Origin of the sequence: Gottfriedia acidiceleris, from assembly GCF_004138285.1 — a bacterium.
GTDB classification, from domain to species: Bacteria; Bacillota; Bacilli; order Bacillales; family Bacillaceae_G; genus Gottfriedia; species Gottfriedia acidiceleris_A.
This window is the reverse complement of record NZ_SCFN01000003.1, coordinates 130,824-148,918: the sequence shown is the minus strand read 5'-3', so window position 1 is coordinate 148,918 and position 18,095 is coordinate 130,824. Positions and strand designations below refer to the sequence as shown.

Sequence of the window (18,095 nt, the reverse complement as noted above, 5' to 3'; positions counted from 1 at the left end):
AAGAGACAGTTAAGAGTAAAGAATATTTATTGCTTAGAATTGGTTAAAGAAAAGGTGGAATTTTGTGTCGAATGAAATGAGAGAAAAAGCCATTTTAGTTGGATGTCAGCTTCAAAATGTAGATGATGATCGTTTTAATTATTCATTGGATGAATTAGCATCACTTACGAAAACGGCAAATGGAGAAGTAGTTTTAATAACTTCACAAAAAAGAACTAAATATCATCCAGCATTATACATAGGGACAGGTAAAGTAGAAGAGTTAGAGGCAGCAATTGCAGAGTTAGAACCTGATGTTGTTATTTTTAATAATGAACTGACTCCATCTCAAATACGTAATTTATCTGCAAGATTAGAAAAAAGAGTAATTGACCGCACACAATTAATTTTAGACATATTTGCACAGCGAGCGAAAACAAAAGAAGGTAAATTACAGGTTGAATTAGCTCAATTACAATATTTAATGCCAAGATTGGTTGGTCAAGGAACAGAGTTATCAAGACTTGGTGGAGGTATTGGTACAAGAGGACCTGGTGAAACAAAACTAGAATCTGATCGTCGCCACATTCGAAAACGTATTGATGATATTAAACAGCAATTAAACATAATCGTTGAACATCGTAAACGTTATCGTGAGCGACGTAAGAAAAATGAAATGTTTCATATTTCGTTAGTAGGTTATACGAATGCAGGAAAATCAACATTATTTAATCGACTAACTAAATCTGATGTGTATGAACAAGATTTATTGTTTGCGACATTAGATCCTACAACAAGAAAATTTGTTTTATCAAATGGTATGACAACTTTACTAACTGATACGGTTGGTTTTATTCAGGATTTACCGACATCACTTATTGCAGCATTCCGTTCAACACTAGAAGAAGCAACGGAAGCAGATTTCATTCTTCATGTTGTAGATGCATCTCATGAAAATTATAAAAGCCATGAAGTAACAGTTTCTAAATTATTGAATGATTTAGATGTTGAAAATATTCCAATTTTAACTGTCTATAATAAAATAGATCAAGTTCATGAGGACTTTGTACCGTCACCATCTGAAGGTTTTATTGAAATGAGTGCTTTAAATGAAGATGATTTAAGTAAATTACGTCAAAGAATAGAATTTGAATGTAAACAATACATGGAATATTTTGAAGTGTTTGTACCTGCAAACGAAGGGAAATTGATTCATGAAATCAAAAAATTAACGATGATTGAATCAATCAACTTTAATGAAGAAGTAGAAATCTATCAAATGACTGGCTACGTTTTCAAAGAACATTCAATTTATGATACAGTTAAAAGATATAGAATATATAAGGAGCAATAATCAATGCTAGAATTTTTATCAAACGGGGAAAAAATTGCACCATTAGTGGAAGATGTTGAAAAATTAATTTCAGAAGCCCATAAAGAAATTGACGAAGTGATTGAATATAACCAATTCAAAGTTTTACAAAGCTTTCGAAAGCATAAAGTGAGTGATAGTCATTTTATCCCAACAACTGGTTATGGTTATGATGATATCGGAAGGGATACATTAGAGGAAATTTTTGCTGATGTTTTAGGTGGAGAAGCTGGTTTAGTAAGACCACAAATTATTTCTGGAACTCATGCAATTTCAACTGCTTTATTTGGCGTACTAAGACCAGGGGATGAGCTTTTATATATTACCGGGAAGCCATATGATACATTAGAGGAAATCGTTGGGATTCGTGGTGAAAGTGGAAATGGCTCATTAAAAGACTTTGGTATTGGATATGAATCAATCGAATTAGTAAATGACGAACGAATCAATTATGAAAAAGTAGCAAATAAAATGACAAGTAATACGAAAGTAATCGGTATTCAGCGTTCAAAGGGTTACGGAACAAGACCTTCATATACAATTGAACAAATTAAAGAGATGATTGATTTTGTAAAAGAAATTGATCCAAATGTCATTGTTTTTGTAGATAATTGCTATGGTGAGTTTGTTGAAAAACAAGAACCATGTCATGTAGGAGCAGATTTAATGGCAGGTTCATTAATCAAAAATCCTGGTGGTGGACTTGCAAAAACAGGTGGTTATATTGTAGGACGTAAAGATTTAGTCGAAAAATGCGGCTATCGTTTAACATCTCCAGGAATTGGACGTGAAGCTGGTGCTTCTCTTTATGCGTTACAAGATATGTATCATGGATTTTTTATGGCGCCACATATTACTGGTCAAGCATTAAAAGGTGCATTATTTACTGCAGCGTTTTTAGAAAAGCTTGGAATGAACACAAATCCTTCTTGGGATGCGGTAAGAACAGATTTAATTCAATCTGTTCAATTTGATGATAAAGAAAAAATGATTGCATTTTGTCAGGCAATTCAAGCGGCTTCACCAATCAATGCTCATTTTACGCCAACAGCAAACTATATGCCTGGATACGAAGACGATGTAATTATGGCAGCGGGGACATTTATCCAAGGTGCAAGTATTGAGTTAACAGCAGACGGTCCAATAAGAGCTCCGTATGTTGCATACGTTCAAGGTGGTTTAACTTATGCTCATGTGAAAATCGCTATTTGTTCGGCAGTTAATTCTTTAATTGAAAAAAATCTATTAGAAATTTAAAACAAAATAGCTCATGACCTCTAGTCATGAGCTATTTTATATATGAAAATAATTGGGGACTTACTTTCATAATGAAGAAGGTTCTATCTATATCTATATCTTACAGGTCAATTCTTAAATTAACCTTAACACTTTTATTAAAATTCGATAATGATTATCTAATATTGTATTAAGGTCAGGAGTATGCGAGTATATAGAAGTTGGGTAAACAGTTTAGATTTAGTAATGAGCGGAGGAAAAACAATGGAAAATCTACCTAATTGTCCTAAATGTAATTCAGCATATACATATGAAGATGGAAATCTTTTAATTTGTCCAGAATGTGGTTATGAATGGACAATGGAAACAGAAAATACGAATGACGAAACAAAAGTAGTAAAAGATGCTAACGGAAATATTTTAAACGATGGGGATTCAGTTACTGTTATAAAAGATTTAAAAGTAAAGGGCACATCACTTGTTGTTAAAATTGGTACAAAAGTGAAAAGTATTCGATTAGTTGAAGGCGATCACGATATCGATTGTAAAATTGAAGGATTTGGTGCCATGAAGTTGAAGTCTGAATTTGTTAAAAAAGCGTAGTATCGTTATTATTAAATTTTATTAAAAGAACAAATGCATCAAGTCAAAAGGCTCGATGCATTTGTTTTATATGTAAACTTGAATAATATGATTAGAATGAATTTGTTTTAGAGGATGGCGTGAATTCATAAGAAGTGAAGTTATTTAGGAGAGGGAATTATGAAGCTTTTTCAAAGTGAAAATAGTTATGTTCATGCAAACAACTGTTACAAAGAGATCTTAACACCTCTTGGACATGTTTCGTTGGAACTAAATATTGACGACAATTGTTACACTAACTTAGCTAAAATTTCGGAATGCTTTACGCTCCATAATGGAGGCACATTACTTTGTTATAAACATCAACATTTCATTGCCGAATTAGTAATTTGCAAACCTGATTATAAAATCCCTAATCATATGAAAGTTGAAAAAGTTATCGCTGGAATTTGGAGGATTAAACCATTAGTTGAAAATTTAAATTGCAAGTTCGATACAAAATTAATACCAATCAATTTAAAGGAAACTGTTTGTGGTTCTAATAATGGAGTAAATCTAGATGCCATATCATTTGAGTATGAAGAATTTAAAATGACAATAGGAACACAAGACGGAAATACATTACTAAATCGATTACATGAAAAAGACATGATGGCGAATGAATTTAATCGATTGGAACAAGAATTTCCAGACAACATAATTCAATACAACAAAGACTATACTGGACTTTCTGTACCACTTACATCACTTGTAAGAAATGAAGTAACTCAAATTCATTTTGTTATTGCTTGGAATTATGCATTAGATGAATTTGACTGTTCAACTTGGTTTGCTGTTGATCTGTCTAGCAAAGCAATTCTTTCTGGTGAAGATTTGATTTAATTTTACTAAAGAAGTAAAATTAATAGTTTGATATAAATTGATATTTGTTAAAATAAAAGAGATGTATTTAAACGTTTACATTATTGATAGTATTGCAATCATTTTTTTAAAATCGCACGACTAAAAGAAGGTGTATAAATGAATAATCGAGCGCATAATTTTGCAATGGATTATGTGAATTCAGAGGAAAAACAAAAAATGCTATATAAACGGACTCTTTTGATGGTTAGCATTTCGCAAATTTTTGGTGGAGCAGGATTAGCTGCCGGAGTTACAGTCGGTGCACTACTGGCTCAACAAATGCTTGGTACAGATGCTTTTACTGGTCTTCCAGCTTCCCTTTTTACATTAGGTTCAGCAGGAGCGGCATTAATTGTAGGTAGGCTTTCTCAAAGATTTGGTCGACGAATAGGGCTTGCTGCAGGATTTTTTACAGGTGGACTTGGTGCAATCGGTGTAGTAATTGCGGCAATGACAAACAGTATTATCCTTTTATTTGCTTCACTCTTGATTTACGGAGCAGGAACAGCAACCAATTTGCAAGCTAGATATGCGGGAACTGATTTAGCAAATAATAAACAACGTGCAAAAGCGATCAGTATTGCAATGGTTTCTACAACATTTGGTGCTGTTGCAGGTCCCAACCTAATAGGCCCAATGGGAAAATTTGCAGTCTCCATTGGCGTGCCAGCACTTGCAGGTCCATTCATTTTATCCGCAACTGCTTTTATTTTGGCCGGCCTTTTTCTTTTCATAATGCTTAATCCAGATCCTTTGATTTTAGCAAAAATAATCGAGTCAAATAAAACACAAAAAGTGGATGTAGCTCAGTCCACACAAATTGAAAGTATGAAAGCAAAAAGGGGTATTGCTGTAGGAGCAACGACAATGGTACTGACGCAAATTGTTATGGTTGCTATTATGACAATGACACCTATTCACATGAAACATCACGGTCATGGACTAAACGAAGTAGGTATAGTGATTGCGTTCCATATTGGCTCAATGTATCTTCCTTCACTCATTACAGGTATTCTTGTCGATAAAATAGGTCGAACAGCTATGTCGATTGCATCTGGAGCTACTTTATTACTAGCAGGAGTATTAGCCGCCTCAGCACCAAGTGATTCTATGATTCTCCTAGTCGTTGCGCTTTCTTTATTAGGATTAGGATGGAATTTTGGACTAATCAGTGGGACTGCTCAAATCGTTGATTCAACAGATTCGACTACACGTGCCAAGACTCAAGGAACTGTGGATGTATTTATCGCACTAGCAGGAGCATCAGGTGGCGCATTGTCTGGAATGATTGTTGCCAATTCAAGTTATGCAACATTATCATTAGCTGGAGGGATTTTGTCCCTAATCCTTATACCAGTCGTGATTTGGTCACGTGGAGGAAAGAAAGAACGCGAACAAGGGCTTCATATGTAAAATGAAATTTAATTTATAATTAAGATAAAATAGGAGCTGATTAATCAGCTCCTATTTCACAATTTGTACGATTTTTGTGTAGGACAATTAATTTATTAGGTAAAATAGTAGCTAGAAGAACTAATCCTCACTAAATTAAAAGATAAAAGCAAGGTAAATCAGTTATTAAAAAAAGTCTTTTATTATGATAGATTTGATAACCTAATCCTTGAAATGAAACTAATCAAGAGGTGCTTATAATGAAGAATAGCATTTGGCTAGAGGAGAACGACTTATATCAATTAGAACCCTTAACGGACGAGATGGTAAAAAAAGCAGAAGAAAAGTTTAACATTAAATTACCTAATAAATACATAGAAATCCTTAAACAACAAAACGGGGGAGTCATTAAATTTGATTCATTTCCTACTGAAATTCCAACTTCTTGGGCAGATGACCATATTAATGTAGATCATATTTTAGGAATTGGTGAAGAAACTGGGATTTTAGAAAGTGAGTATCTAATAAAAGAATGGGGTTTGCCACGTAATATTGTTCTAATCTCAGGTGACGGACATTCTTGGATTGCTCTTGATTATAGGAAGACAAAAGTTGACCCACCTGTAATATATATTGACTTGGATGAAGATCAAATAATCAAAATAGCACCTAAATTTGAAGTGTTTTTGAAGGGTTTAATGAATTGGTAAATTTTTAAATAGGTTGATAGATTGAGAAATAATAGTAATCGGTTATAAAGGGGTAAACGAAATGTCTATTTTAACAAATCAATCTGAATTTAAGGATCGGATTGAAAATGAATTAATTCCGAATGTAATCCTCAAGAGTGAACGTCCAAATGACCCAATAGTAGTTAAGAATATACCTGAAGGCTGGAAATGCATTGGATCAGGTAATTATGCTGCTGTTTTTATACACCATTCTGAACCAAATGTGGTTGTTAAAGTGTATGGAAAAGATGTAGATGGTTTAGAAAAAGAAGTTCAAGTCTATAAACAATTAGGAGAGCATCCAGCTTATTCGAAATTGATACAATTCGGTGAAAAATATCTAGTATTAAAAAGATTAGAAGGAATTACGTTATACAACGCCCTTGCAAATGGTGATCGAATACCTGAAAGTGTGATTAAAGATGTAAATATTGCGCTTAAGTATGCGATAAGTCGAGGGTTAAATCCATACGATGTTCACGGTAAAAATGTGATGATGAAAGATGGTAGGGGGTACGTTGTAGATATATCTGACTTTTACAAAAAAGGAAAGGATGAAAAGTGGGAAGATATAGTCAAAGCTTACTATAAACTATATAAAAAAACTTTGTATAAAGTGCCTATTAAAATCCCATTAAGATTCCTAGATTTTACTAGACACTCATATAGATTCTACAAAAAACTCAAGAGGAAGATTAAAGATAGATAATGCTGGGAAATGGTATGACACGTGCAATGTTTTATATAATTGAGCTTTTTTTGTGAATGCGGATACTAAAAAAGAGTTAGCGGTTTAGGCTCAAGAAGACTAACTTACGGGCTAGTCTTCTTGAGTGTGTTTGTAGTTATTCATTTAGGGGGGGAATGTTTAGGATCATTACTCTCCTCATTTTATATCCCTTTTCTTTACTAAGACATTATTAAAATAAAGTCTGTTTTCATTTATCCATAGGAATATTCTATTTAGAAATATCTTGGCTATTATCATAATTTAACAATTGTTTATGATGATAAAATTTTTCAAAAAGTATGCCCATTAAATAGTAAAATACTAAGCCAAAACAAATATGAATAAGTGTAAATTTAATACCAAATGAAGCAAATTCATATATAACAACAGGTAGTTTAGCCGTTGTCCAAACTCCTAAAAAGAAAACAACATAGCGAATGCTTCCGCCTTTTTTCAATAAAAGTACCGCGATCGGAAAAGCTAGGTATAGAGGACCAGCTGCAATACCTCCTAGTAAGAGAGCAAACAGAACGCCGTAAATACCAGATTTATCTCCCATATATTTAATAAGAGTTTCTTTTTCAACCCATTTATCAAGTAAGCCAACAAATATTAAAACAGGAGGGAGGAGAAATAACATATTTAATATACTATTTCCAGTTAATTGAAATGCTTTCATTCCAAGTGAGTGGTTTATTAATGTTAAAAAGATGAACCCTATTAATAAAATAAAAAAGAAACGATATTTTTTTAATTGACTCATACCATCACCAACCAAATAATATATGCAAATATAAGAGACATTAAAAGTCCACTTGCATTACGCGCATATGCAAAACTTCTTCCAAATAATTTTTGTTCCATAGGTAAAGTGATAATTCCTACTGACATTAATGTAGACATTAATACTGCTACTTGAGGAAGTCCAGCACCATTTTGGACTAACGTTTCCCCAAGAGGAAAAACGATAAAACTAGGAATTAGTCCAACAGAACCAATTAAAGTAGATATGATAATTCCTAATATTCCTGAGTGTTCCCCAATAATTGAAGAAACGATGGTAGGCGTTAATAAGGATAAAGATAGCCCTACAAAAAACATAATAGTTAAAATTTCAGGAAAAATATTACAAAACATACTCCAAGATTTTAATAGAGCTTCTTTTGTTTTATTTCGATCTTTTATAAAAGAAATAATAGTAAGAGCAATTGCTAAACTGTATAGGATCGAAGCATTAATCATGATCCTTCTCCTTCCAATCATTGTATCTGTTCAAGAAAAATGTTAAATTTTTAAGTTTTTCTTCAATGTTAATTTGAAATTCTTCTAATTTTTCTTTTCCTACTTCAGTAATTTTGTATATCTTTATCGGTTTATCTTGTTCGGATGTACCTAAATAGGATTCAACAGCACCCTCAGTCTCTAATTGCTTTAGTGTGCGATATAAAATAGAACTGTCAATTGGATTGATTGGAAGTTCTTCCTCACATTTTTGCAAAAGCTTCCCACCATAGCTATCCCCCTCTGTTAAAAATAATAAAAGAAATGCACCAGTATGTCTTCCTGTATGTTTCATAAAAATTTAACCTCCTAAATTCGTATATTTTCGTTACAATGGATTACTTTTAAACTGATAAAAACAGTATACTGTTAATAACAGTAATGTGTTACTAACAGTATATTTGTTTTTTTATGTTATTACAACTCTAACATTATAAAAATGTTTCTCTTTCCAAGGGGGAGGGGTTGAATGATTTAAGAGTTATATGAGAATTTCTTTAGGTGAAGATTGCTTTTTTATTATTTATAAAATGTATGGATATTTTCATAACGATAATAATATAATAAAAAACAACAATAATTTATTGTAAAACGATAAAATATATGGTAAATTCAAATTGAAAATAATTTAGTGAGGTGCTTTTATGAAACGAGGGTCAACTCTCTTTTTAAAAATAGTAGTGATTCTTATTGGGCTCCCAGTTCTAGCATTGTGTATATTTGTTGTTCCGAAGATTGCAGAATTTGCTGCTGAGCTTTATCCGAATATTGCTTTAATGAAATATTTCATTTTTATAGATCTTTATGCAGCAGCTATTCCTTTCTATTTTGCTCTTTATCAAGCTTTTAAACTTTTAAGCTATATTGATAAAAACAAAGCTTTCTCGGAATTATCGGTTAATGCTTTAAAGAAAATAAAATTTAGTGCAATAGCAATTAGTGTATTGTATGTACTAGGGTTGCCACTTTTTTATTTAATTGCTGATATGGATGACGCTCCAGGAATTATTGTTATTGGAATGGTCTTGATTTTTGCTTCATTGGTAATTGCAGTCTTTGCAGCTGTTCTCGAAAGGCTTTTGAAAGAAGCGATTGATATAAAATCAGAAAATGATTTAACGGTCTGAGGTGAAGAACATGGCAATTATTATCAATATTGACGTGATGTTGGCAAAAAGGAAAATGAGTGTAACCGAGCTTTCGGAAAAGGTTGGGATTACGATGGCGAATCTTTCTATATTGAAAAACGGAAAGGCAAAAGCGATTCGTTTTGCAACTTTAGAAGCGATTTGTAAGGCCTTAGAGTGTCAACCTGGAGATATTTTAGAGTACCAAAATGATGAAGACATCAAGTAGATCGTAAAGATTGATATAAATTTATGAAGGAGAGCTAATTGTGAATTTAATACTTCAAAAGGCAGAGTCACATTTTATAAGAGCGGTCAAACAACTTGTTCGATTTGGTTTGGAGCAGGCTTTATCATGTATTTTTCCTGTTGTGATTTTTGCTTCTTTAGCTTTTACTAAAATTGTGCCACTTCCATTTCTGCCACGATATGATTGGTTACTATTGATCTGTATTTTGATGCAGTGGTTAATGGTGCGTACTGGACTTGAAACATTGGATGAATTAAAGGTAATTACACTGTTTCACTTAATTGGACTTGCGCTTGAACTTTTTAAAGTACATATGGGCTCATGGGCATATCCAGGGGAAGGATACTCCAAACTATTTGGAGTGCCACTATATAGTGGTTTTATGTACGCAAGTGTTGCAAGTTATTTATGTCAAGCGTGGAGAAGGTTAAACGTTGAACTAATTAATTGGCCACCATTTTTTGTAGTTGCTTCACTTGCAGCAGCAATTTATTTGAATTTCTTTACTCACCATTTTTGGATGGACGTTCGTTGGTGGTTATCTGGACTTGTCATAATTGTTTTTTGGAAATCTTGGGTCACTTATGAAGTCCATGGGACTAAGTACCGTATGCCAATTGCACTTTCTTTCGTGCTAATCGGATTTTTTATATGGATTGCTGAAAATATTGCAACGTTTTTTGGCGCATGGCAATATCCTAATCAGTCGGATGCATGGAGTTTAGTTCATCTAGGTAAAGTAAGTTCATGGCTCTTATTAGTAATTGTAAGCTTTCTGATCGTAGCTACGTTAAAGAGAGTTAAAGGAAAGAACACTAAAAAAGCAAAAATGTAGAAGTATTTATGTTCGGCAACATAAAAAATAACCTGTATCTTTGATTAACTAGTAATCAGATACAGGTTTATTTATTAATTTGTAACGTTAGTATATTTCAATAAGATTCCTAAACCTAATATTTCCTACTTACCGATAAGATTCATAAACCCTTTGTATATTAGGAAAAGGGAGAAAATTAAAATAGCTAAAATACCAATTAAATCTGTTAATGGCTCTACACTTGATAAGAATGTGCCTGCTAATGGCATTTTGATCAAAGCAAAACCAGCTATAATACTAGCTAACATTAAAAAAATTCTTTCCATTCATTCATCCCTCCATTCAATATATTTTATGTGCAAGTGAAATGTAAGTGCTTTCAAAAACAACCATTTATAAAAAATGTGCGTTTGTCACGGTAAATTAGAGATCAAATAACACAATAATTCGTTAGTTTATTTCACATGAATTTGGAGGAATTATTGAAATTAAGAGGAGTGTGGCTTTTAGGATACAATTTAATCTTTTAATAGAATTGGTTTCCTAGTTCTTTTTACATAGATGGGCAGTCAATACTATTTCTTTCCTATCATTTAACCACTTTTTTAATATAATCGCCGTTTCACCTACTATTAGATTTCATCTATTAAGCTCATCTAGTCGGGTATTCACAGAGTGACCGAACAAAAACTGGTCTTTGGCCATCGGATCATGCAGGGTTATTTTCAAGATTAAGTTTGAAGTAAAATCTTGATGATAATTAGTTAACAACTGAATAAATAAGAAATGACCGCAAATTTACACAAGGCGGTCATTTTATTTAATCAATCTTATAGCTGAAACTATGAAGGGCATTTCATTAAAGAAATTGAATACTATGTAAAAAAGAGTATTTTTTAAGGAGGTTTTAATGAAAAGAGTTAGACTGTTCAAGCTATCGTTTATAATATTGCCTTTATTACTTGTCGCTTGTCGTTTCATCCCTTCAGAAAGTGAATCAATTATAGATTGGGTAGACTTTGTTAGATGGAATGGGGTTGAGTACAATGGCATACAATCAGGAATTTTAGCTAATGAAAAATTTATTGATGAAAAAGTAGGGGAAGTTAAATTCAGGGTGGCAGATCATGTTACAAATCCCAATTATAAAATAAAAGATGGAGATGCAGCATTCCATGAGAAAGGAACGGACATTTATTCAATCAAGGGTAATCCTGAATTAATTGCCTTAAAAGACAAAACTGCAATAAATGGATATAGAGTCTATTATGCAAAAGGAACAACTGATTATAAGTGGTATTTTAAAGATGTACCAATCGAAAAAGTAGATATGATTGAAATCTATCAATCTTATTCACCTAACGCGAAAAAGATATCAGAGATTATAGACAAAGAAAAAATAGTTAACTTTCTGGATATCTTAAAGAATAGTAAGGAAGATTCAAATTTTCAGCCAAATAATGATAATACAGATTCTACTCATTATGAAATTGTATTGTATACAGATGAACCAATCGCTTATAAGTATCATATTGAGTTTGACGGTGCTAACTACTACTGGTATCCGTGGGATACTTCAATTTTGTCAAATGAGATTGGAAAATTTATACCAAAGTAATGTTGTATATACATATACACCTATATTTAAATACAAAAATAAACTCGCTAATTAATTTTAGCGAGTTTTTACTTTACATAATAATTTCACTACTAGACAAAACTCAAATCCATTATGTGCACTCCCACCGAAATCTAGTAATTTGAAAAACAACTAGTAAAATATGTGAACGATCTATGAAACTAGAAGATTTCTTGTACTAAACTACTTTTAAAAATGGTGAAATATGGTTATATCATATTAGGAAGTGGGACTTTTTTTACGGAGGGGCTATATTTGAGAAAGCCATATATATTTTTGATATGCGTAGCAATCCTAGCTGTGTGCTTAGGTGGATTTTATTTTGAAAAAATGAAGTATACCAAACCAAAAAATGAAATATGGATTGGTTATAACTACACAAAGTTCGGGAAAAATGTAATCAAATTTAAACCAGTAAAAGTAGAAAAACAAGCAAAATTAAGTCAATTAGAAGAAATATTTTTATTTAGTAAAAAATTAGAAAAACCAATTGTTGATTTAGCTAAATATGCTGTTCAGTTATCATTCAGAAGTCCAATAGATGAAACAGTTGAATATAGTTCATTACTTTGGTTCACAAAAAGTGGTGCAATCATAAAAATTAATGGATTTAATGGATATAGAAGTGTAAGTATTGAGAATGCCAAATCAATAAAAAATATAATAAATTACATAGAGTTGTAATGATTTAAATGAGTTGTCATGGCAACTTATTTTTTTTGATGTTATAAGGAAGAATTGGTTGGATATTTAGTGTGGCAGTTTAGTAGTAGAAGAAATGATATAATATTGTAGTGGTTTAAAAAGCAAACTTATTAATTAATCTTTAAGTTGGTGATTGGATGTTTCGTTTCATTAAATCTAAAAAGAAGGTAAGTTTTTGTGAAGAATTATGTGAATTGCAAAAGATAAAACAGCAAAAACTTAATATTTAACTGTTAACTTGATGTTGAACAATGTGGTACATCTATTTGTGCTCATTTAGAGCTGCTTGATAAAAATTTTGGCTAAAAGGAAACAATGTAGTGGGAATGTAAAGAAAGGAAGTGTAAAACATTGGAATTGGAAACGGTTATGCAGGAGCTAGAAGCACTCGGTAAGGAGCGGACAAAAAAGACATACATAAGTAATGGTGCACATGAGCCACTATTTGGAGTGGCAACAGGGGCAATGAAGCCGATCGCTAAGAAAATTAAAATGGATCAGCAATTAGCGAATCAATTATATGCAACAGGTAATTACGATGCGATGTATTTTGCGGGGATAATTGCAGAGCCTTTGAAAATGACTGAAGAAGACTTTGAGAGGTGGATTGATGGAGCGTATTTCTATATGCTTTCAGACTATGTAGTTGCAGTTACTTTAGCTGAAGCAGATATTGCGCAAGAGGTAGCCGATAAATGGATTGCAAGCGGAGATGAACTTAAAATGTCAGCTGGTTGGAGCTGTTACTGTTGGCTTTTGGGGAATCGCTCGGATACTGAATTTGACGAGATTAAGATTTCAGATCTGCTTGACCAGGTGAAGGATACAATCCATGAATCTCCTGAACGAACAAAATCTGCAATGAATAATTTTATTTATACAGTAGCGATTTCATATTTACCTCAACATGAAAAAGCAGTTGAAACTGCTAAAGCAATTGGGCCAGTCGAAATGAAAAAGGATAAGAAAAAAAGCACCATTTTACTTTGCTCTGAAAAAATTCAAAAAGATTTAGATAAAGGTCTTTTAGGATTTAAGCGTAAACATGTAAGGTGTTAATGTATTACATTAGTACTTTGAATTGATGTTAGGTGTAACGGACATTAAAAAGCTGAATCTATTATTTCGATTCAGCTTTTTCTTTAATTTTGATATGAATTTTTTCTATTTTTGAAAATAAAAAAGTAGCTTATGAAGATAATGAGAATTAAACCTAAACTAATAAAGACACCCATCCTTTGAGTTGCGTGAACTAATCCGCCTGAGACTCCCGCTAGTATTAATATAATGCCTAAGTAAGAAGTGTAAGGATAACCGAACATTTTAAAATGATCATTATTATTTCTTACTTTTCTTAGTTTAATTTGTGATGATAAGATTGTTGTCCAATTCAAAATCATCATAACGCCTGCTGCAGTTGTTATATATTCATATATTTTTCCCGGTAGAATAAAAGATAATATTAGAGAAATAGCTACTGCAACCCCCGTTAGAAATAATGCCTTTAAAGCAGTTCCTCTCTTGTCCCTGTTTGCTACTCTCCTAGGTGCTTCACCATCTTCCGCTAATGAAACCATAATGTTAGTCACTGAGAAAAGAGAGCCCACCATAGTTGATAAGGCAGCACTAATAATAATTAAGTTGAAAAAGGAATCGATATAAGGAAAATGAAAAACCGATAGAGCTGAAACGAATGGACTTTTTGATGCATTAATCTTTGTCCAAGGTACCATCATTAATACAAAGAAAATAGATGAAATATACACAGCAACTAGTGCAATGAGCATTCCTATTCCCGCTTTTGGAATGTCTTCTCTATTTTTCAATTCAGATGAGGCGATCCCAATTATTTCTATGCCTCCAAAAGAAAAAAATACAAATATTAAAGCAGACCACATTCCTTTCATTCCTGTTGCTAAAAATGGGTGAATGCTGTTTAATCCTTTTACTGAATTAGTTTCTGGGGTAATAATTTGGGTTATTAATAATACCCCAAATAAAATAAAGATAACTAAAGTAGATAATTTTATTATGGCGAAAATCGATTCTATTTTCCCAAAATTTTTTACGCCTAAAAGATTAATAGCGAATGCAATAATGACAAAGAAAACTGTAAAGATCCAAAGGGGAACATTAGGGAACCAATATTTAGCAAAGGTTCCAAGTGCTACAGCTTCACTAGAGATTATAAATACACCAGATAACCAATACATCCAACCAGATACAAATCCCATCGAGTTACCAAATGCTTTTTTCGCGTACGTTCTAAAAGATCCTGGCTCTGGATCTGCTACTGTCATTTCAGCAAGTGCACTAAATACAAAAAAGGAAGTGAATCCTCCGATTATGTAATTGAGTAATATTGCAGGACCTGCTATTTGGATCGATAAACCAGTACCTAAAAAGAAACCGGCCCCAATGATCGAACCAATTCCGATCAAAGAAAGCTGCCACCAAGAAAGTTTAGATGTTTTTCCTTTTTCAAGATTAGCCCTTTTTTTGTCAAGTACTGCCTGCTTTATCGAATGTTTATTATCCATATAAAAGGTCTCCTTAATTTTATTCAATACTAGTTATACATTCCCCATTTGTATAAAATTAAAACAGTTATTTTAGAATTATATCTAAATAACTAGAGTGTCAGTGTCAGTCTATTATTGGTTAGGAATCCGTATCTATTTATATTAGGTCAACAAAAATGAGAGCCGAACATCGGCTCTCATTTTACTTTTTGCAAGACTAGATAAGAAAGGTTTAGGAAGATGAAAAGGGGTTACTTAACATTTATTATAATTTGAAGATCTCATTAACTGCCTAGTGTGATATCCTCCAGCTTCTCGAAAAGATTTCTTTATCCTGTCGATTGCTTTACCGTAAGTCGAATTATTACTTAACATTTCCTCTGCGGCTTCACGCAGTTGAATTGGAGTTAAATTATCTAATTTCTTATTTTTATTAATAAGATGATTTTTTTAGATTTAAAAGGACTCCCAAAATATTCTTATCAAAATTCTGAATTGGTGTATTTATTACTTTTAATATTCTATAATATTATTTATACTAATCTAGTTAAATACTCTATTAAATTTAAAAACTTAAGGGAGCATCGTATGAATCAAATTACACTTGCTGAGGCTTTAAATATTAGACATATTCTTACAAAAAGAATTCGTGAATTAATTGAAGAACTTGAAGAAAATTCAACAGTTGAAGTAGAAAAGAACCAGCCTTTACCAAGTTTAGTTCGTGATTTGAATAAAATTGAAAGTGAATTATTAAAAGTTCGCACTGATTTTCGAAAATTAGATTTCTTGATGCAAAAAGCAAATGTAGAAAATACAATTACGATTGAAGACGAAGAGATGTCAATAACCGAAGCGATTGAGTATGCTAAACAACTACGTGCTGAGGTACAGCTAAGTAAAAGCTTTGCATTAAAGAAGGAACGTATTCAGCCGATGTATGGTTCTGAAAACATAATTGTAGAGAAACTTTACTTTAATCCTGAAGAGTATCGTTCTAGAGCATTAAAACTAGAACGAAAAGTAACACGCTTATCAGGATTAATCGATGCAAAAAACTTCACGATTATGATCCCATTTGATGGTACTGATTATTATTAAAACCTCACAGGAATGAGACTTTCCTGTGAGGATAAGAAGAGAAAAAATGGATCTATCAAAAGGTTGATAAGCAAACGGATGAAGAGTTACAGGTTACTTTCCTTACGTGTAACGAATGACGAACGAATGTAAACGAACTCCTCCCATAGTGTAGCTTAGCTACTTTAATTGGGTTACCATTAATCCCTTCTTCTTATGACCACCTCATAAATATTAGAGGTGGTCTTTATTTTTTAAACAAATGTTTCTTTCCAAATATTAAGTGTCTATTTTTAATAAATAATTATCTAATATAGCAGATATTGTACACCTTGTTAACTAGTTCAAAAAGGATAAAGGGGAATTGTTGATTCATTATTGAATTTATATTAAAGAATAAAAATGTAAAAGGAGATTATGATGAAACAATTAGTTTCTGCTTTGTATATTTTGTTTGGCCTATTAATTGTAACATTAACTTATTTTTCTAATTTTTCTGGTCCAAGATATCTCACAAATATAGGTTGGTTTCTTATCGTAATTGGGATTATATATCCATTTTATAGTCGTGTTGTTAATTATTTTAAACTTGAATTTGAAGATGAAAAAAATAGTGTCTAATTGAAAGGTATAATGAAAAGGGATCTTCTTATTTTAGAAGATCCTTTTTTATACTTATATGGGTATAGTTGAACAGATGAGATCTAGTATTTTATTAATTGTAAATTGGTTAAAAATAAACAAAGCTAAGATTTAGTGTTTAGGTTTTAAAGCAAATTGATTACTAAAAATATAAAAAAAAATAGAGGAATATCCTCTATGCAATAGTATAACTTATAAACCTCCGAGCGCTTTAATCGTTGCAGGTCCTACAATACCATCTACTTTTAAATGCCGGTCTTTTTGAAATTTACGCACGGCTTGGTCTGTATTGTTCCCAAAGATTCCATCGATACCTTTTGTACTGTAGCCGAGAGCTGTTAGCTTTTGTTGAAGTTTTTTAACTGTAGTTCCACGATTTCCCTTTTTTAATACAGTTCCACTTGGGATAACTGCATTTGAACCACCATTACTACTTGTTACCTTATACCCGTTTGCATTTGCTATTGAGTCAAATGATTTACTTGAAGTTGTAATGACAACAGGTGTGCTCAATTTTACTCTATTAAAAAGCCATTCTACTTCATTATCATACATTCTAACACAGCCATGACTGACGTATTTTCCAATCGAGCTTGGGTTATTGTTACCGTGGATGGCATATGTAGTTCCCCATGTACCACGGGCATTTAATCCAAGCCAACGGTTTCCGAGTGGGTTTCTTGGATCACCACCAGGAATGTGACCTGTATAGTAAGGTCTATTTACAATCTTATTTACAATTTTAAACTTACCTTCTGGCGTTAGAGATGGACTTTTACCAGTTGCTACTTTAAAAACTTTGTAGAGTTTACCATTTTCATAATAAGCTAGTTGATTTGTTGATTTATTAATTATAATGAATTGAGATGTAGCTGCCTGGCTAGGTTTAATACCAATACCCACAAACATAAGACAGGTTAAAATTAAAACAGCAAGCCATTTTCTTATCAATACCGTCCCTCCCGAATCATTTTTTCAAATTCTTAATCAATTAATCCTATGATGGTAGAAGTTGTCCGTGTGTCATTTTTTTCAAATATGCTTAAAATAGTTAAGGAACATGACAATTGTAACGGTGTTTTACAGTTCTTTTGGCTTGTATAGCTG

The 18,095-nt window shown here is 32.3% G+C and carries 21 protein-coding genes; 15 read left to right on the top strand and 6 right to left on the bottom strand.

The window, feature by feature from the left end; all coding sequences use genetic code 11:
* The first annotated feature begins 76 nt into the window (after positions 1–76).
* The 7 genes from hflX to EP747_RS05940 all read left to right on the top strand — a co-directional run bounded on the left by hflX (position 77) and on the right by EP747_RS05940 (position 6,904).
* Positions 77–1,333, top strand: coding sequence for a GTPase HflX (hflX, locus tag EP747_RS05970; protein ID WP_129689115.1), 1,257 nt, complete (start codon positions 77–79; stop codon positions 1,331–1,333).
* Positions 1,334–1,336: 3 nt separating this feature from the next.
* Positions 1,337–2,608, top strand: a complete 1,272-nt coding sequence (locus EP747_RS05965; RefSeq protein ID WP_129688974.1) for an aminotransferase class I/II-fold pyridoxal phosphate-dependent enzyme — start codon at positions 1,337–1,339, stop codon at positions 2,606–2,608.
* Positions 2,609–2,851: 243 nt separating this feature from the next.
* On the top strand, positions 2,852–3,190 hold the full coding sequence (locus EP747_RS05960; protein WP_129689114.1) for a zinc ribbon domain-containing protein YjdM: 339 nt from the start codon (positions 2,852–2,854) through the stop codon (positions 3,188–3,190).
* A 159-nt stretch (positions 3,191–3,349) separates the two neighbouring features.
* A complete protein-coding gene (locus EP747_RS05955; RefSeq protein WP_129688973.1) occupies positions 3,350–4,051 on the top strand; it encodes a hypothetical protein in 702 nt (233 codons plus the stop codon).
* 138 nt (positions 4,052–4,189) lie between these two features.
* Entirely contained in the window at positions 4,190–5,485 is a 1,296-nt protein-coding gene (locus EP747_RS05950; RefSeq protein WP_129688972.1) for an MFS transporter, read from the top strand.
* Between the two features lie 239 nt (positions 5,486–5,724).
* Positions 5,725–6,174: an SMI1/KNR4 family protein gene (locus EP747_RS05945; RefSeq protein WP_129688971.1), complete on the top strand. Its 450-nt coding sequence runs from the start codon at positions 5,725–5,727 to the stop codon at positions 6,172–6,174.
* Positions 6,175–6,235: 61 nt separating this feature from the next.
* Positions 6,236–6,904 (top strand): serine/threonine protein kinase, encoded by a 669-nt coding sequence (locus EP747_RS05940; protein ID WP_129688970.1) that lies wholly within the window; start codon positions 6,236–6,238, stop codon positions 6,902–6,904.
* Between the two features lie 250 nt (positions 6,905–7,154).
* Here the strand turns inward: EP747_RS05940 and EP747_RS05935 are convergent, their stop codons facing one another.
* Genes EP747_RS05935 through EP747_RS05925 form a run of 3 tightly spaced genes read right to left on the bottom strand, consistent with a single transcriptional unit; the run spans position 7,155 to position 8,501 of the window.
* The gene (locus EP747_RS05935; protein ID WP_129688969.1) at positions 7,155–7,688 is read right to left on the bottom strand and encodes a permease; all 534 of its coding nucleotides are present in this window, start codon (positions 7,686–7,688) and stop codon (positions 7,155–7,157) included.
* Positions 7,685–8,167: a hypothetical protein gene (locus EP747_RS05930; RefSeq protein ID WP_129688968.1), complete on the bottom strand. Its 483-nt coding sequence runs from the start codon at positions 8,165–8,167 to the stop codon at positions 7,685–7,687. Before EP747_RS05930 ends, EP747_RS05935 begins: the two co-directional genes overlap by 4 nt.
* Positions 8,160–8,501, bottom strand: a complete 342-nt coding sequence (locus EP747_RS05925; protein WP_129688967.1) for a PadR family transcriptional regulator — start codon at positions 8,499–8,501, stop codon at positions 8,160–8,162. The genes EP747_RS05930 and EP747_RS05925 overlap by 8 nt, the downstream gene beginning before the upstream one ends.
* A gap of 349 nt (positions 8,502–8,850) precedes the next feature.
* Here EP747_RS05925 and EP747_RS05920 point away from each other — a divergent pair, with 349 nt between their 5' ends.
* The 3 genes from EP747_RS05920 to EP747_RS05910 all read left to right on the top strand — a co-directional run bounded on the left by EP747_RS05920 (position 8,851) and on the right by EP747_RS05910 (position 10,418).
* On the top strand, positions 8,851–9,333 hold the full coding sequence (locus EP747_RS05920; RefSeq protein ID WP_098429885.1) for a DUF2975 domain-containing protein: 483 nt from the start codon (positions 8,851–8,853) through the stop codon (positions 9,331–9,333).
* A gap of 10 nt (positions 9,334–9,343) precedes the next feature.
* Positions 9,344–9,562, top strand: coding sequence for a helix-turn-helix domain-containing protein (locus EP747_RS05915; protein WP_129688966.1), 219 nt, complete (start codon positions 9,344–9,346; stop codon positions 9,560–9,562).
* 76 nt (positions 9,563–9,638) lie between these two features.
* Entirely contained in the window at positions 9,639–10,418 is a 780-nt protein-coding gene (locus tag EP747_RS05910) for a DUF817 domain-containing protein (RefSeq protein WP_129689113.1), read from the top strand.
* 125 nt (positions 10,419–10,543) lie between these two features.
* Here the strand turns inward: EP747_RS05910 and EP747_RS05905 are convergent, their stop codons facing one another.
* Positions 10,544–10,726 (bottom strand): hypothetical protein, encoded by a 183-nt coding sequence (locus EP747_RS05905; protein WP_069034392.1) that lies wholly within the window; start codon positions 10,724–10,726, stop codon positions 10,544–10,546.
* Between the two features lie 584 nt (positions 10,727–11,310).
* Here EP747_RS05905 and EP747_RS05900 point away from each other — a divergent pair.
* The 3 genes from EP747_RS05900 to EP747_RS05890 all read left to right on the top strand — a co-directional run bounded on the left by EP747_RS05900 (position 11,311) and on the right by EP747_RS05890 (position 13,803).
* Entirely contained in the window at positions 11,311–12,018 is a 708-nt protein-coding gene (locus EP747_RS05900; protein ID WP_129688965.1) for a hypothetical protein, read from the top strand.
* A 276-nt stretch (positions 12,019–12,294) separates the two neighbouring features.
* Positions 12,295–12,723 carry a hypothetical protein gene (locus EP747_RS05895; RefSeq protein WP_129688964.1) on the top strand — a complete coding sequence of 143 codons (429 nt, stop codon included), beginning with the start codon at positions 12,295–12,297 and terminating at the stop codon, positions 12,721–12,723.
* 372 nt (positions 12,724–13,095) lie between these two features.
* Positions 13,096–13,803: a DNA alkylation repair protein gene (locus EP747_RS05890; RefSeq protein WP_129688963.1), complete on the top strand. Its 708-nt coding sequence runs from the start codon at positions 13,096–13,098 to the stop codon at positions 13,801–13,803.
* Between the two features lie 83 nt (positions 13,804–13,886).
* On the opposite strand, the gene EP747_RS05885 is transcribed toward EP747_RS05890, so the two are convergent.
* Positions 13,887–15,284, bottom strand: a complete 1,398-nt coding sequence (locus tag EP747_RS05885; RefSeq protein ID WP_129688962.1) for an amino acid permease — start codon at positions 15,282–15,284, stop codon at positions 13,887–13,889.
* Between the two features lie 570 nt (positions 15,285–15,854).
* On the opposite strand from EP747_RS05885, the gene EP747_RS05880 reads away from it, so the two are divergent.
* Positions 15,855–16,367, top strand: coding sequence for a hypothetical protein (locus EP747_RS05880; RefSeq protein ID WP_129688961.1), 513 nt, complete (start codon positions 15,855–15,857; stop codon positions 16,365–16,367).
* A 399-nt stretch (positions 16,368–16,766) separates the two neighbouring features.
* Positions 16,767–16,967, top strand: coding sequence for a hypothetical protein (locus tag EP747_RS05875; protein WP_129688960.1), 201 nt, complete (start codon positions 16,767–16,769; stop codon positions 16,965–16,967).
* 213 nt (positions 16,968–17,180) lie between these two features.
* Here the strand turns inward: EP747_RS05875 and EP747_RS05870 are convergent, their stop codons facing one another.
* A complete protein-coding gene (locus EP747_RS05870; RefSeq protein ID WP_235832776.1) occupies positions 17,181–17,939 on the bottom strand; it encodes a L,D-transpeptidase family protein in 759 nt (252 codons plus the stop codon).
* Positions 17,940–18,095: the final 156 nt, after the last annotated feature.